Source organism: Nodosilinea sp. LEGE 07088 (assembly GCF_015207395.1).
Classification (GTDB): domain Bacteria; phylum Cyanobacteriota; class Cyanobacteriia; order Phormidesmidales; family Phormidesmidaceae; genus Nodosilinea.
On sequence record NZ_JADEWX010000001.1, the window covers coordinates 24781 to 38760 of the forward strand.

Annotated in this window: 17 protein-coding genes and 1 pseudogene; 5 read left to right on the forward strand and 13 right to left on the reverse strand. The window is 54.1% G+C overall.

Going from position 1 to position 13980, the window contains the following annotated elements; all coding sequences use genetic code 11:
- Positions 1-2 precede the first annotated feature (2 nt).
- Positions 3-665 (reverse strand): hypothetical protein, encoded by a 663-nt coding sequence (locus tag IQ254_RS00150; RefSeq protein WP_193963072.1) that lies wholly within the window; start codon positions 663-665, stop codon positions 3-5.
- Positions 666-795: 130 nt separating this feature from the next.
- Between IQ254_RS00150 and IQ254_RS00155 the strand changes: the two genes are divergently transcribed.
- Positions 796-990 carry a hypothetical protein gene (locus IQ254_RS00155; RefSeq protein WP_193963073.1) on the forward strand — a complete coding sequence of 65 codons (195 nt, stop codon included), beginning with the start codon at positions 796-798 and terminating at the stop codon, positions 988-990.
- On the opposite strand, the gene IQ254_RS32965 is transcribed toward IQ254_RS00155, so the two are convergent.
- From IQ254_RS32965 to IQ254_RS00165, 3 genes are all read right to left on the reverse strand, one after another.
- Positions 991-1596: a hypothetical protein gene (locus IQ254_RS32965; protein WP_228039825.1), complete on the reverse strand. Its 606-nt coding sequence runs from the start codon at positions 1594-1596 to the stop codon at positions 991-993. It abuts the gene before it with no gap.
- Positions 1597-1734: 138 nt separating this feature from the next.
- Positions 1735-2019 carry a hypothetical protein gene (locus IQ254_RS32970; RefSeq protein WP_228039832.1) on the reverse strand — a complete coding sequence of 95 codons (285 nt, stop codon included), beginning with the start codon at positions 2017-2019 and terminating at the stop codon, positions 1735-1737.
- 3 nt (positions 2020-2022) lie between these two features.
- The gene (locus IQ254_RS00165; RefSeq protein WP_193963074.1) at positions 2023-4014 is read right to left on the reverse strand and encodes a heavy metal translocating P-type ATPase; all 1992 of its coding nucleotides are present in this window, start codon (positions 4012-4014) and stop codon (positions 2023-2025) included.
- Between the two features lie 327 nt (positions 4015-4341).
- Between IQ254_RS00165 and IQ254_RS00170 the strand changes: the two genes are divergently transcribed.
- The 3 genes and pseudogenes from IQ254_RS00170 to IQ254_RS33370 all read left to right on the forward strand — a co-directional run.
- Positions 4342-4818 (forward strand): M23 family metallopeptidase, encoded by a 477-nt coding sequence (locus tag IQ254_RS00170; RefSeq protein ID WP_278000281.1) that lies wholly within the window; start codon positions 4342-4344, stop codon positions 4816-4818.
- Between the two features lie 15 nt (positions 4819-4833).
- Positions 4834-5655, forward strand: coding sequence for a CPBP family intramembrane glutamic endopeptidase (locus IQ254_RS00175; protein ID WP_193963076.1), 822 nt, complete (start codon positions 4834-4836; stop codon positions 5653-5655).
- A pseudogene (locus tag IQ254_RS33370) lies at positions 5652-5750 on the forward strand (isoprenylcysteine carboxylmethyltransferase family protein); the annotation flags it as partial. The gene IQ254_RS00175 and the pseudogene IQ254_RS33370, both read left to right, overlap by 4 nt.
- Positions 5751-5799: 49 nt before the next feature.
- Here IQ254_RS33370 and IQ254_RS00180 read toward each other — a convergent pair.
- The 3 genes from IQ254_RS00180 to IQ254_RS00190 all read right to left on the reverse strand — a co-directional run bounded on the left by IQ254_RS00180 (position 5800) and on the right by IQ254_RS00190 (position 7512).
- Complete coding sequence (locus IQ254_RS00180) at positions 5800-6180, reverse strand: hypothetical protein (RefSeq protein ID WP_193963078.1); 381 nt, start codon at positions 6178-6180, stop codon at positions 5800-5802.
- Between the two features lie 103 nt (positions 6181-6283).
- Entirely contained in the window at positions 6284-6676 is a 393-nt protein-coding gene (locus IQ254_RS00185) for a helix-turn-helix transcriptional regulator (RefSeq protein ID WP_193963079.1), read from the reverse strand.
- A gap of 83 nt (positions 6677-6759) precedes the next feature.
- Positions 6760-7512: a tetratricopeptide repeat protein gene (locus tag IQ254_RS00190; RefSeq protein ID WP_228039834.1), complete on the reverse strand. Its 753-nt coding sequence runs from the start codon at positions 7510-7512 to the stop codon at positions 6760-6762.
- Positions 7513-7862: 350 nt separating this feature from the next.
- On the opposite strand from IQ254_RS00190, the gene IQ254_RS00195 reads away from it, so the two are divergent.
- Entirely contained in the window at positions 7863-9350 is a 1488-nt protein-coding gene (locus IQ254_RS00195) for an N-acetylmuramoyl-L-alanine amidase (RefSeq protein WP_228039835.1), read from the forward strand.
- A 157-nt stretch (positions 9351-9507) separates the two neighbouring features.
- On the opposite strand, the gene IQ254_RS00200 is transcribed toward IQ254_RS00195, so the two are convergent.
- From IQ254_RS00200 to IQ254_RS00225, 6 genes are all read right to left on the reverse strand, one after another.
- Complete coding sequence (locus IQ254_RS00200; protein ID WP_228039837.1) at positions 9508-10209, reverse strand: DUF305 domain-containing protein; 702 nt, start codon at positions 10207-10209, stop codon at positions 9508-9510.
- A gap of 96 nt (positions 10210-10305) precedes the next feature.
- A complete protein-coding gene (locus IQ254_RS00205) occupies positions 10306-11271 on the reverse strand; it encodes an arsenic resistance protein (RefSeq protein ID WP_193963083.1) in 966 nt (321 codons plus the stop codon).
- A gap of 9 nt (positions 11272-11280) precedes the next feature.
- Positions 11281-11664 carry a MerC domain-containing protein gene (locus tag IQ254_RS00210; RefSeq protein ID WP_193963084.1) on the reverse strand — a complete coding sequence of 128 codons (384 nt, stop codon included), beginning with the start codon at positions 11662-11664 and terminating at the stop codon, positions 11281-11283.
- Between the two features lie 15 nt (positions 11665-11679).
- Positions 11680-13113, reverse strand: coding sequence for a mercury(II) reductase (gene merA, locus IQ254_RS00215; protein ID WP_193963086.1), 1434 nt, complete (start codon positions 13111-13113; stop codon positions 11680-11682).
- 78 nt (positions 13114-13191) lie between these two features.
- Entirely contained in the window at positions 13192-13647 is a 456-nt protein-coding gene (locus tag IQ254_RS00220; protein WP_193963088.1) for a heavy metal-responsive transcriptional regulator, read from the reverse strand.
- Positions 13648-13673: 26 nt separating this feature from the next.
- A complete protein-coding gene (locus IQ254_RS00225; protein ID WP_193963090.1) occupies positions 13674-13949 on the reverse strand; it encodes a thioredoxin family protein in 276 nt (91 codons plus the stop codon).
- Positions 13950-13980 lie beyond the last annotated feature (31 nt).

A 13980-nucleotide genomic window follows, 5' to 3' on the forward strand; every position in this document is an offset into this window, starting at 1 on the left:
GACTACATATCAATAAAAAACGTTAAAAAACCCAGAACTACGAGGATCAGGCCTGTTAGGGCATGGCCACTGAGATTCCATGTAGTGATCGTGGCAGAAAATGATTTCGCTCGCTGCCAGCTCCAGTTCACCACCAGCACCATGCCCAGCACGGTGACGACTGGATAGACTCCAGAAACCAGGGCAATCCCAAGCCATCCAAGTGCGCCTGCGGATAGGTAGAATGCGCCGATTTCGATGCACGGGGAAAAGAGCATGGCGGTTGCCAGAGTGACAATAATTACCCATTTACTGCGATCAGAGCTGCCAGCTACGGCAGCAATAGGGGCATGTTTATCCTGAAAACGGGTTTGAGAGAAGTGCTGACGCAGGGCCTTGCCCAGGTAAACCAGCCCTAGCCCAATCAGCACCGCCGGAGCGACTAGATGCGTCACGATGTCGTAGTAGTCGGCAAACTGGTATCCCAACAGCCCTACGGCTACCCCAATCAAGAGAGTGCTGACAGTGTGGGCCGATCCGGTCAGGGCCGTAATCCATAGAGTTTCTTGCCGCGACCATCCTTCGGCCTTGCCCACCGTCACTAACGGCAGCCAGTGCCCTGGAATCAAAGCATGAATCAGGCTCAGGGCTAAGGTGCCCAGCACGATTTGCAGGGGGGCAGACATAAATAGAGATTTGTCTTGGGCAAAACTTGAACTGGGGTGACATCTGGTAACGAATTGCAAGAGGGGCGGGTTTGCCCACATCTGGTCGTTAGGATCAGAGTATAAATACTCAACAGATAAGGAGGTCATCATGAAATGGACTTCTATGATTGCAGCAGTTGTGGCAACTGCTATTGCGCTTTCGGTTCCCGCGATCGCATTGGCTCAAACCAATTCCCCTATTTTCCGTAACACAGACCTTACGGATACTGTGACGCCAAGCCATCATGGTGGCCATGGTGGCACCCACCACGGCGGCCATGGTGGATATGGTGGATGCTGGTAATCAAACAACATTGAGAATTCCTCCTAGCACGATCGCCAGATAGACCAAAACCAGACTGTCTAAGCCCAGCACTTGCCAGAGGGCAAAACCGTGCTCTGGGGTACCCCAGTGAATAAGGGCTGCATACGCAGTTGGCACTAGTGCCACAAATACCAGGTTGGTGATAAACAGCGGCAGGTTGCTAATAGGGACGGTAGCCAGGGCCAAGGGAAAGAAAGCCACAGTCATGGTGACGGCATGGTCGCCGATGACGCTGGCGATCGCGGCGGTAATTTGGCCGCTGCGGGTAATACTCCAGGTGGCAAACAGCTCTGGCAGCATCGCCATCGGAGCGGTGATAAAAAGCCCCCCAATAATCTTTGGAATCCCCAGCGCTGAGACGATATTTTCAGTGGCAGTGACGGTGAAATAGGCCCCGATCGCGAGGGCAAGAACTCCGGCGATCGCAACTTCAATTTCTTGCTTACTCCACTGAGTTTTCTGTCCGGTTTGACGACCTCTGAACACCGCTTGAGCCAGGTAAACGCCATAGACCGTTAACATGAGCCAGCCATCGATAGGTTGAAGTCCGCGCCACGGAGCGGGCAGGGTTAGCAAAGCCATCATGGCAATAATGGTTATGTAAGGAATGGCTTGTACCGTTACGGCTTGTCGATCAACTTTCAGAAACCGCTGCTGGCGATGACGGCGATGAGCTGTGAAATCCTCTCCAGATTCAGCCTGTTCACCTTCGCCTAGCTGAGCCTAACGAGACGCAATGTAGGCGGTTGTCACCACCATTGGAATGGCAATGATATTTGACCCCAGCATGGTGCCTAAGCCGATATCGGCGACCTGTTTGAGGGCGCTGGTTGTGTTGATGCCGATTTCAGGACTAGCAGCAGCAATGCCTACTAATGCGGCCCCAGCGACCTGAGTCAGGCCCCACCGCGATCGCAGTTTTTTCAAGGGCTTGCCCAACCGATCTGCGCCCCAATGGGCTGCCCAAACAGCGGCAATCAAAACGACTCCCCATAGATAAGCACTCATTATTTAATGCGGATTACGGATAATGCGACTGGCATTCAGGATGGCCAGCAGCGCTACCCCGACATCGGCAAATACCGCTTCCCAAAGAGTCGCCAGGCCGATCGCACCTAGCGCAATAAAGATCGCTTTCACCGCCATGGCAAGAATAATGTTTTGCCAGACAATACGCAGGGTTTTGTGAGCAATTTGAATCGCCTCCGCCACTTTCGAGGGGGCATCGGTCATGATCACCACATCAGCGGTTTCAATGGCGGCATCGGAACCCAAGCCGCCCATTGCCATACCGACATCGGCTCTGGCAATCACAGGGGCATCGTTAATGCCATCGCCGACAAAGGCAACTTTGCCCTTAGTCTGACCAGCGCGCTGCAAAAATTCCTCTAGTGCCTCTACCTTGTCTTCGGGCAGGAGTTCGGCCCGGTATTGGTCAAGCCCCAACGTTTTGGCGATGCTGTCAGCGACTGACTGACTATCCCCGGTCAACATAGCGGTTTCGATACCTTGAGCATGAAGCGCCCGAATCGCTTCAGCCGCATCTGCTTTGAGCTCATCGGCAATGAGGATGCGTCCGCTATAGTCACCATCAATAGCCATGTGAACCACCGTACCGTTCACAACACAGACATCATGAGGAATCTTTTCTCGGTGCAGGAGTCGGTCATTACCGGCTAGCACCATGCGGCCATTCACCCGGGCGCGAATGCCGTGACCGGATATCTCTTCGTAGTCTTGTATGCCAGATTTGTCTATGGCCTGACCATAGGCTTGTCGAATCGACTGGGCTACTGGATGGTTAGACTGAGATTCGACCTGAGCCGCTAGTTCTAGCACTTGATGCTTGTTCAATCCGTTGTGGGTTACCACGTTTGTAACCCGGAAGTTGCCCTGGGTCAGGGTACCCGTTTTATCGAATACGACGGTCTTCACCTGGGTAAGAGCATCTAGAAAGGTGGAGCCTTTCACCAAAATGCCGCGTTTGGCCGCCCCCCCGACGCCGCCAAAGTAGCCCAAGGGAATGCTGATCACCAGTCCGCAGGGACAGGAGATCACCAGTAACACCAGGGCACGGTAGGTCCACTCAGCCTGGGAGGCTCCGACAATGAACAGGGGCGGCAGAATCGCCACTGCTAGAGACAGAAACACCACTACCGGAGTGTAATACCGGGCAAAGCGGGTGATGAATTTTTCGGTATCGGCCTTTTTGCTGCTGGCGTTTTCCACCAGTTCCAAGATTCGGGAAATGGAGGATTCGCCGAAGAGTTTGGTCACTCGTACCGTTAGCGCCCCTGTCTGGTTAATCATGCCTGCCAGCACGGTTGCCCCGGATGTGACGGTACGCGGCACCGATTCTCCCGTTAGGGCAGAGGTATCCACCAGGGACTTGCCCTCCAGAATGTCGCCATCCAGCGGCACTTTTTCACCGGGGCGCACCAAAATTACGTCTCCCACGCTGACGGATTCTGGCGACACTTCCTGTATGTCGCCGTTCACCTTCAGATTGGCTGTGTCAGGTCGAACTTCCAGTAAGGCTTTGATGGAACGACGCGATCGCCCCACGGCGTAATCCTGAAATAGTTCCCCAATTTGGAAAAACAGCATCACTGCGACGCCTTCAGGGATTTCGTGAATGGCGATCGCCCCCAGGGTGGCGATCGTCATCAGAAAGTTTTCGTCAAAAATCTGTCCCCGCAGAATGTTGCGTCCTGCTGTGGTAAGCACGCCCCAGCCGCTGATCAGATAGGCCGGAATCAGGACGGCATATTCAGCAACGGCAAAGGGGGTATTGTGCAGCGGCTCATTGAAAATTAGCCCAATCAAAAAGAGGACCGCAGAAATGGCGATCGGCGTCAGTTCCCGGCGCAGATCAAAGTCTTCGCCGCCGTGGCTGTGACCGTGGTCATGACCACAACAGTCGCCATGGTCCTGAGTTTTAGCCTGAGGGCTGCTCGATGGCGCATGAGTATCGCAGCTAGCTTGGGTGTGAGGTTCTGCCATAAAGTCACCTGCCGAGAGATATACTGAACAAATGAAAGATTATTCAGATGATACACAATATACCTTACCTATTCATTAGCCAGTAGAAATAAAATCACTGCCTCCAACCGTCTGACTCACGGCTTCATCCTGGTGCATAATTGGGCGGTGAATACGCAATTGCCTCCGCTGGTAAGGAATGTATACGTCATGGAAACATTGAGAAAGCTGGGTCGTCGTTGGCATCGCGTCAGCATTTCAGTAATAGCCTTTTGTTTTGGCATGGGGCTAGTGTTTGCCCTACATTGGCCTGGTTCATCCAACGCTGCTCTTGCTCAAGATCCCCTTATGTTCTGGCGACAGGCTTCTTTCCCAGTCGAAAATTTTCAGGCTTACACCTCTGCGTTTGGTTACAGAACCTCCCCTACCGGCGGCGGGGGGTCACAATTTCATTACGGACTAGACTTGGCCGCGCCCCAGGGTAGCTTTGTGCGCAACTGGTGGAACGGCAAGGTGATCGAGGTGTCAGACCACACCACCTGTGGCACCTCTGCCGTCATTCGGTCGGGCCAGTGGGAGCACCGCTACTGTCATATGAGCGGTCGGGTCGAAGTCTCAAACGGCAAGCGCTACTTGGTTGACCCGGATGGAGGCATTCGCTATGAGCAGGGGCAAGACTTGCCCACTGGGGTACGATTGGGCCGCGTCGGCATGACGGGGCGCACCACTGGCCCTCATCTCCACTGGATGCTGAAATACGACGGCAATTGGGTTGACCCTGGGTTAGTCCTAAGGGCCATGTATGACGCTCAGCGCACGGGTTAAACTGGCACCTTTGGCATGATTCAACTGCATAAGCTAGTTCGCTATCCTGCCCCGGTGAGGGTTTTCTACTTTCTGCTCTTGCTAGCGCTGGTTTGGGTACCGATTGCCCTGCCTCTCTATGCATGGCTGGGCACCGATGGCTCCCTTAGCGTTATTCCCTTAATTTTGCTCTACGCCTTGTTTATGGTTTGGCTGGTGCCGTGGGGTCGCCGCGTGCATGGGCAGGCTCAACCGCTGCGCGCCCATGGTCTAGAGGCATCGGCCCACTATGGGAGAGAGTTGGCGATTGGGGTAGTCGTGGGCCTGGTGAGCCTGGGGCTGCTGTTTACCCTGGAGGGTTGGTTGGGCTGGCTCACCTGGCAACCGGCACCGCCCACCCTAGGGCGCATTGCCCTGGAGGGGTTGTTGGTGGGCCTAGGTGTTGGTCTAGCTGAGGAGCTGCTCTTTCGCGGCTGGCTGCTGGATGAACTGCGCTACGACTGGGGCTTTACCCTGGCACTGTGGGCCAGTGGCGGAATCTATGCAGCCCTGCACTTCATCAAGCCTTGGGAAGCTATTGTGCGGGAATTGCCCAGCTTTCCGGGCCTGCTGCTACTGGGGCTGACCCTGGGTTGGGCACGACAGCGCACTCAAGGAAGGCTGGGGCTGGCTATTGGGCTGCATGGGGGGCTGGTGGCGGGGTATTACCTGATCGATGTGGTCGATTTGGCGATCTACACCGAGCGAGTGCCGGAATGGGTCACCGGAATTAACCAGAATCCCTTAGCTGGAGCTGTGGGAGTAGTATTTCTGTCTGTCATAGCAGCACTATTACGACAGCTAGATGGCGAAATTTGACCCAGTTTCAGATCAAGCCGGAGGAGCGGGCACTGCTACAAAGATTCGGGAGCCTCTTCGCTGACTACATGGCGTCGGTACGTCGATGGCTGTAGAGGGTTTCAAGACAACAGCCGCTATGCAGGCTAAGAAAATGCTCTCTCATTAGTTCTCCTCTTGATTCTTCAATCGCCTATCCTTCTTCGTCCTTCGGAGCTGACTGAGCCAACCAAGCAGAATTTCTAACATTTCCAGTTCATGCTTCCAGAACCGATAGTCATTAGACTTGCTGACAAAACGTGAAAATGCCCATCGCCCCAACTCGATTAGCAGATAGAGCGTGGCTGCAATAACGAGATATTGCCAAAGGGTTAATCCTAGCGTTATGCCGAACAGGAATCGAATTAGAAACGATGATTCTAGAATCGTAAACGGGATTTCGATCAGCGCTTCTGTCAGTACAACCTTCCACCCCAACCCAAAGAGCCTTTGTAAAACGGGAAAACGTTCCCAGAGGGCCTGAAAGAACAAACGCAAACGCATCATAGTGGAAAGGGGCTAAACCCCTAAAGAGTTTTCATAATTCTTTCATAATTTTAGCTGTTTGGTTTATTGCTCTAGAAATTAATTAATCCAGTCTAAGAGTAAGTTACTCGTCCAGGTGGTCGGCTACTTCTCGATAAACCGCTGTAATGTGGCTGTCTGCCAGGCTGTAGAACACATTGCGGCCCTGGCGTCGGTACTTGACTAAACGCTGAGATTTGAGCACCCGCAGCTGGTGCGACACCGCCGATTCACCCATCTTCACCGCAGCAGCCAGGTCGCACACACAGAGTTCTTGCCGGGCCAGGGCCGACAGCAGCTTAAGCCGGTGAGGGTCAGAAAGAGCGCTAAAAAACTCCGCCATCCGCTGAGCCTTGGCGGTGCTGAGCACCTCAGGCTGCACCTGGCGCACGTTGTCTAAATGCACCAGCGGTTTGTCACAGGTCGGTGAGTCAGCCGCTTGAATGGAGGGTTTCTCTGTAGAGCGAGAACTAGCCATCAATTCGGTTTCCTGGCTTTTTCTCTATGATACTGAGAATCGTTACCACTGAACACCTGCTCAGAGGATTGAGAGCGCTAGGCTCACGGGGTTTGCTCGCTACCCTGCTGTACCTGCTGCATGAAGTACAGGGTTTGCTGATAGCCTTGGCGATCACCCTGGGCCTGAAACAGCGCCGCCGCCTGACGCAAGTCGGCTATGGCGGCTTGGGGGTCGCCGAGCTGGTACTGCAAAATACCGCGATTGCCGTAGGCTTCAGCCAGCTCAGGATTGAGGCTGAGCGCGGTGTTGAAGTCTGAGAGGGCGGCTTCGGCATTGCCCAGTTCGGTATAGATTTTGCCTCGGTTGTAGTGGGCATCGGCGTTCTCAGGGGCCAAGGCAATAGCCGCATCTAGGTCGCTGAGGGCCTGGGGTAAATTGCCGGTAGCCGCAAAGACAAGACCACGATCTAGATATGGTTGCACAACCTCAGGGGCTAGCTCAATGGCCTGGGTCAGATCGGCGATCGCCGCCTCGGCATTGGTCATGTGAGCGTGGGCTTCGCCCCGGTTATACAAGGTTTCTGGATGGTCGGGGCGAAGCTGAAGCGCCGTGGAAAAGTCAGCGATGGCGAGCTGGTAATCGCCCAGGTCGTGGTAGGCAATGCCGCGATGAAAATAGGCCTCGGCACTGGTGGCATCGGCTTGAATCGCCTGGCTGTAGGTGGCGATCGCCGCCTCTAGCTGCCCCTGCTCTGCCTGCTGTCGGCCCTGATTTAGGAGATTGACGGCAGCTTGCTCCACCGCGTGGGCAGGCCTCATCCCCACGGTAATTCCAGGGGCTACCACAACGGCCATTCCTAGAGCTATCGCTAATATTCTTTGGATCTGCATGGCTTCTTTCCTAACCGCACGACTGAGCTATGGGTCTTACCGTGAGCCTGTACCGTAAGCCCCAGGCTCGACTCCAAACCAGTGCCTTGTGACGCTTTACAAGCTGAGCTAACCCTATGAATCCGAGCCCCATGAATCCGAGATTGTGGCATGCCTGAGGCGAGCCTTCACGCTTGGGGTAGAGACCATATCTCTTCTAGTGTAGCGACCGTTTTGGGGATACGATTTTCTCTGAAACCAGATGAAAGGGGCGATCTGGATGCCGTAAAATCAGGCAAAATCAAAAGCTGACCCAATGCACTGTGAGATGCTGCATGAAACAATACCGACCTCTGGTGAGCCTAATCGGCATGGTAGGTGGGCTACTGCTGATGCTTCCAGTCGAAGCCGCTCAGTTTAGAACTTGGCGCTTTGACCCCCAGCAAAACCGACTAGAGTTTTCGACCGATGCCCCCGTGCAGCCCAGGGCGCAGCTTTTGTTTAACCCCACCCGCATTGTGGTGGACTTGCCCGGCACAACCCTAGAGCAGCGGACGATTAACCAGGCCGTTGGCGGCGCTGTTCAAGCCGTTCGCATCGGGCAGTTCGATGCCCAAACCACCCGGCTAGTCATTGAGCTAGCCCCTGGATACACGCTCAACCCAGACCAAGTTGTGGTGCGGGGGGAAACGCCGCAGCAGTGGGTGGTGCAACTGCCCCCAACCCAGGGTGGAACAGCGCCCAGCGCCAGCACCAATCGGGTCAATGCCACCCCAATCTCTGGAGCTGCTACCCAGGTTGAAGGCGTACGCACTACCCCCGATGGCTTTTTCATCCGTACCTCTGGGACAAGCCCGAACCTGACTGTGGAGCGAGTCAGTGATACCCAGGTAGTGCTTCAGCTTGAAAATGCTACAGTGGCAGCGGCCCTCACTGGGCAAACCCTACCCACCAATGGGTTTGGGGTCACCGCTTGGGATATTCAGCCGGTGAGCGCAGCAGTGCCGACCCTGCAAATTACCCTCACGGTGCCCGCCAACAGCGCCGACTGGCAAGCCTCGGTCAGCAACGGCAGCGGCATTGTAATTTTGCCGCCCAGGGGAGTCGCCATCGCCGCCGTTCCAGCCAGCCCATCTGTAGCATCGGCTCAGGCACCCACTGCGGCGTCGCCTCCTATTGCCGTACAATCGCCGACCCCCGCGCCAGTAGTGCCACCCCAGCCTCAGCCCGCCGTACCCGCGACCCCAGCAGTGCCCCCACCGGATAGTGGCATCCCCAAGCAGGCCGTCACTATTGCGATTGACCCAGGCCATGGCGGGCGCGATCCGGGGGCAATCGGCGTGGGCGGCCTGCGCGAAAAAGATGTGACCTCTGCGATCGCCTACGAAGTCGCCAGAATCTTAGAACAAAGCGGGGCGCAGGTGATTCTGACTCGCTCCGATGATCGGGAGATTGATTTGGCACCTCGGGTACAAATTGCCGAGCGGGCCAATGCCGACCTATTCGTCAGCATTCATGCCAACTCCATCAGCCTGAGTAGGCCCGAGGTAAACGGGCTAGAGACCTACTACCACAGCTCAGGAAATCGTCTCGCCCAGGTGATTCATCAATCTATTTTGCGTCTGGTGACCATGCCCGATCGCGGGGTGCGCCAGGCTCGTTTTCATGTACTCGTAAACACCTCTATGCCAGCGGTTTTGGTCGAGACCGGGTTTATCACCGGGGCTCAAGATGCCCGTAATTTTAACGACCCAGCTTGGCGCACTCGCATGGCCCAGGGCATCGCCGCAGGCATTATGCAGTACGCCCAGCGATCGCTCTAATAAAAAGTGCAATTCAGCTAGCCCACTCCTCCTGATATCAACAATAAAGAGGGCAAAGCCAATTAGAAAACTGAGCGCTGACTATGGTTAGTCATTCAAGCATCTTTTTTCGCTGATTCATAGCAAATCTCAAATGCAATAAGCTAGACAAAATCATTTAATAAGTCATTCCACAAGGCATCATGCCGTTGCCCATTGGCATCCCTGCGACTCCATACCAATCCTGCAACCAAGCTTGCATTTGCCAAATTTCTTGCCGCTGGGTATCGGCAATATTTTGAGCAAAGGGCTGGACTGCCTGGTGCTCGACCAGACCGAGGTTTACCAAGCGTTGTGACATCATCACAGCTCCCATGTGGTGCATGATCATATCTTCTAGAAACGCCTGATCTAGGGCATCCTCTTCGAGCTGGCTGAGGTCACGCATCATGGGAGCGTAAGTGAGGTTAGAGTCCTGACCGGGATACCACTCGTCTAACCAGGCTTCCATCTGCTCGATTTCAGCCGTTTGCACGTCGATAATGTCCTGAGCAAACTCTCGCATCTCAGGGCGATCGCTGTACTCCAACACCCGTTGAGCGGTGACAATGGCTTCCTCATGGTGGGGAATCATCAGGCTTAAGAACTCAAACTCGTTATTGGCCTGCATCATGTGCATCATCTGCCCGTAATGCCCTTGCCTGCCACTCTGGTGCATGGGCATGTGGCCTTGATTCATGGGCATCTGCCAACCGGATCGACCAGGTTGCTGTAAGGGATCGGCACTGGAGGGTGAGGTGAGATAGGGAATGGTGATAGTGCCTGCGATCGCAACGCTGAGACCTGCGATTGCAGCAAAAGATTTAGTGGCCAGTCGCATAGGATTACCCCTCGTGAGACTCATATCTTAAGTCTAGATCCTCTAGTTGGAGAGTAAGGGGGGCCAGTACCCAGGAAAGCATGATTGTGGGTTTACTTAACAATCACGAGAAGTTTGAGGGTGGAGTCGCAAGAGGATCTGCGTCACCAGCGCCATGATCGGCAGCTCTAGCAGCGGGCCGATTACCAGGGTTAAGGCAATCAGGGGGCGATCGCTAAAGGCCGCTGCTGCCACCGCCAGCGCGACTGGAGAGTTACGGGCCAGGGTCGTACAGGTCAGGCAAACAACATCGGGATAAGCTAATCTCAATGCCCGTCCCACTTGTTGTGCCAAGAAAAAATTGATCACAAAAAATAGACTAATCGGCAGCAGTAACCGCAGCAACAGGTTTGGGCGTTGTAAGAGGGTCGCTCCCTCAGCAGCAAAGATAGCGGCGATCGCCAGATTAAGACAGAGGAGTTGGACGCTAGCAACCTTCGGCAAATGCTGCGCTAACCAAGCGCTTCCCTTCAGTCTCACCAGGAAGACCCGTGACAACAGCGCCAGAGTCAGCGGCACGAACAGTACCGTCACGACTCTGCCCCCCAGTACCCATAGATTCAATCCGACCAGGGATTGGGCAAACACCGCCAGATAAACGGGTAGCAGCCCCATCTGCAAGACAAAGTTCAGCGGTAACAGAGCCGTTGCCAGCCCCACATTGCCTTTGGCGATGCCGGTAAACACCAGATACCAATCAGTGCAGGGGGTGACCAATAGCATTAATAGTCCCACCCGCAAATCCGGCGCATCCGGGAAAAAGAGCGCTCCCAATCCCCAGGTCAGCAGCGGTGTCCACAGAAAGTTGATCGCCAAGCTGGCAACAGTGACTCGATAGTCATTAAAGGCGCTGCCAAAGTGTCGTAGAGAAATCGACAAAAATGCCGCGTAGAGCATGACCGCCAGCAGCGGCAAAATCCAACGGTCTGCAATGGCAGCAGTTTCTTCAATCAGCGACAATCCGAGTCCAAGCGCTACTGATAGAAGAATCAATAGGGGCTGAAAGCGCTCAAACCAGGTCACGTTAAACTCCTAGGACGATTTGAGTTGCCGAGAACGTAGCCAAATATTCAGACCACCAGAAACAATCAGCCCGGCCAACCCGATGTAGGAGATCGCGGTATTGATAAACAAAAAGACAAACAGCACTAAAGCACTGAGCAATCCTAAACCGAAGGCCCAGGGCTGACCGTGATGACGCATTCCAGTATAGAGTCCGCCTAGTGATACGACCAGAAAGATTGCCAGGAGCGGCAGCAGAATAGCATCGTTAATCAAAAAGCCGAGACCAATGGCTCCCAAAAGCGAGAGCAGTGCCGGAAACCCTAAACAGCACAGCGCTGCAAAAATAGAGCCGCCAACGCCGACTTTATCGGCATAACGCTGCCAAAATCCAGACTTCGATGGAATACTCACAATATCTTCCTACCTCTACTCAGCACAGCACGATAGTTTAGCCGGGTCTTTATAGCGAGAGATGGCGGCAATCTTGAGGGCTTCTGCCATTGTGGGATAGATATGAATCAGGTCAATAAAATCCTGAATCTTGGCATGAAACCGCATCGCCATTGCTGCCTCATGAATCACTTCGGCAGCGCTGTGACCGACCATCGAAACGCCTAAAACCTCGTCGGTATCTGCATCGGCTACCATTTTGACGATGCCCCTTGGATCGCGGATTGCTCCTGCACGGGGCACTAGCGACATCGGCACCGTGCGACACCAGCAACGATGTCCAGCGGCGATCGCTTCTTTCTCTGTCATACCCACAATGCCGATTTGAGGATCGGTGAAAATTGCGCGTGGAATTACTCGATGGTTCACAGCTCTTCGCGTTTCACCCGACAGCGCGTTGAGGGCGGCAATGCCACCATCGTGGCTGCCTACCGGAGTCGCCATCTGGCTGCCCTGCTCACGGCCAATCACATCTCCAGCGGCAAAGATGTGGGGAATATTGGTCTGCAAGTATTCATTCACCTGCACCTGGCCGCGATCGCCTAGAGTAACGCCCGCCTTCTCTGCGCCAATGGCACTAGTGTTGGGGGCACGCCCGGTTGCTACTAGTAACTTTTCAGCTTGAAAAGATTGGAAAGAACCGTTGATCTGCACCTCTGCCACAACATCCCGCTCTGCTTGGCGAATAGACTGAATCGAGGCATCGGTAACGATCTGAATACCTTCTTCTCGCAAAATCGCGCCAATCGTTTGACCGACCTGGGATTCATAGCCATGAGCCAGCACTTGACCGCTACGCTCCAAAATCGTGACTTGGGTTCCAAAGCGGTGAAACATTTGCCCTAGCTCCAGCGCAATGTATCCCCCACCGATGATCAAAAGCGATCGCGGACATTCGGTGAGTTCCATCGATTCATGGCGAGTCAGCAAATCGCTGGTTAGATAGGGCACTTCATTTAGCCCTTCAATCGCAGGCGCAACCGGATGCGATCCAGTTGCTATTAAAATTGCCTCACCGGTTAGGTGCTTATCTCCTACTCGCACCGTGTGAGCATCGACCAATTCCGCGTGGCCTTCCTCAATGTGAAAACTACTTCCCAACAAACTGTCGTACTTCTTGTTACGGTAGCTAGCAATCACTTCATCCTTTTGCTGGATTAGAGCGGAGAAATCTAGATTTATCGAGGTGGGCGTCAAGCCGGGATAGCGCGGATGCTGAGCATCATATAGAAGCTTAGCCGCTTCAATCAGGTTTTTGGAGGGCAGGCATCCCCGGTTTACACAGGTGCCGCCCGGAGTTCGCTCTTCAGTCATCACAGCCGTTTTACCGAGTTCCTGCGCTCTCAGGGCGGCGGCAAAAGCGGTTGAGCCTGAGCCTAAAATGACTAGGTCAAAGTGAGTTTTGTTCATGACAGTCTTTCGTTTAAATTGACAAAGCGTGCTGTTAGCCGCAAAGATCGAGGCATCTCTATTCCTCAAGCAGATTTCCTAAATCGAGGTTGAATTTTCTCCAATATCTTGCTCGATGAAGCCGCAGATTTTGCCGTTACAGATAGCTTCATCGGTCAGGTCAGAAGAGTCAGGCAGTGCGGCTTCGATGTGCTCATAGCGATGGGCTAACTCTCGGCGAAGGCTCAGCATGTCTCGAATGTGCTGATCAAGTTCTGCTAGGTGCTGCTTCACCATAGCTTTGAGGTCAGCGCAAGGAGGCACGCCATCCTGCCTGAGATCAATCAACCGCTTAATCTCATCCAGAGATAAGCCAAATCGTTTGGCCTTCTGGATAAAATCGAGTCTCTCTGCTGCCGCTTCCGAGTAGATGCGATAGTGAGAGGCCGTGCGCTTTGGGGGAGACAGCAACCCCAGTCGCTCGTAATAGCGAATGGTTTGAGCAGGAAGGTTGATCCGACGGCTCAGTTCACCGATTAATAATCCCTCTTTCATGGCAGTGTACTCCCAGCCATACTGGTTTATCCTTGCCCAATACCCGCCGCGATCAGGTGCTCTCGCGAAATCGGCTGTTGGTTCTGGCAGCATTCTGCCAGTTGACCATTTACGACCACTGCTGGAACGCGATAGATGCCATACTGGGCAGCCTTTTCGCGACATTCATCCGTTGCACATCCTGTGCGTAAATCCCAAACCTGTACGTCGCAATTCGAGCAGGCCAGATCTCGAACCAGCTTGACGGTCTCGTCGCAAAGCGGGCATCCGGCGGTGAATACTTCCACAGTTCGCTTAGACATTTTGTCTGTCTCCTAAACGCTGGATTTAGTC

What these genes read in the sequence shown, in the direction of transcription:
- IQ254_RS00185 (WP_193963079.1), bottom strand. Translation starts at nt 6,676, where the DNA reads ATGGCTAGTTCTCGCTCTACAGAGAAACCCTCCATTCAAGCGGCTGAC.
- IQ254_RS00165 (WP_193963074.1), bottom strand. Translation starts at nt 4,014, where the DNA reads ATGGCAGAACCTCACACCCAAGCTAGCTGCGATACTCATGCGCCATCG.
- IQ254_RS32965 (WP_228039825.1), bottom strand. Translation starts at nt 1,596, where the DNA reads ATGATGGCTTTGCTAACCCTGCCCGCTCCGTGGCGCGGACTTCAACCT.
- IQ254_RS00200 (WP_228039837.1), bottom strand. Translation starts at nt 10,209, where the DNA reads ATGCGACTGGCCACTAAATCTTTTGCTGCAATCGCAGGTCTCAGCGTT.
- IQ254_RS00170 (WP_278000281.1), top strand. Translation starts at nt 4,342, where the DNA reads ATGTTCTGGCGACAGGCTTCTTTCCCAGTCGAAAATTTTCAGGCTTAC.
- IQ254_RS00195 (WP_228039835.1), top strand. Translation starts at nt 7,863, where the DNA reads ATGAAACAATACCGACCTCTGGTGAGCCTAATCGGCATGGTAGGTGGG.
- IQ254_RS00155 (WP_193963073.1), top strand. Translation starts at nt 796, where the DNA reads ATGAAATGGACTTCTATGATTGCAGCAGTTGTGGCAACTGCTATTGCG.
- IQ254_RS32970 (WP_228039832.1), bottom strand. Translation starts at nt 2,019, where the DNA reads ATGAGTGCTTATCTATGGGGAGTCGTTTTGATTGCCGCTGTTTGGGCA.
- merA (WP_193963086.1), bottom strand. Translation starts at nt 13,113, where the DNA reads ATGAACAAAACTCACTTTGACCTAGTCATTTTAGGCTCAGGCTCAACC.
- IQ254_RS00190 (WP_228039834.1), bottom strand. Translation starts at nt 7,512, where the DNA reads ATGGCCGTTGTGGTAGCCCCTGGAATTACCGTGGGGATGAGGCCTGCC.
- IQ254_RS00225 (WP_193963090.1), bottom strand. Translation starts at nt 13,949, where the DNA reads ATGTCTAAGCGAACTGTGGAAGTATTCACCGCCGGATGCCCGCTTTGC.
- IQ254_RS00175 (WP_193963076.1), top strand. Translation starts at nt 4,834, where the DNA reads ATGATTCAACTGCATAAGCTAGTTCGCTATCCTGCCCCGGTGAGGGTT.
- IQ254_RS00220 (WP_193963088.1), bottom strand. Translation starts at nt 13,647, where the DNA reads ATGAAAGAGGGATTATTAATCGGTGAACTGAGCCGTCGGATCAACCTT.
- IQ254_RS00180 (WP_193963078.1), bottom strand. Translation starts at nt 6,180, where the DNA reads ATGATGCGTTTGCGTTTGTTCTTTCAGGCCCTCTGGGAACGTTTTCCC.
- IQ254_RS00150 (WP_193963072.1), bottom strand. Translation starts at nt 665, where the DNA reads ATGTCTGCCCCCCTGCAAATCGTGCTGGGCACCTTAGCCCTGAGCCTG.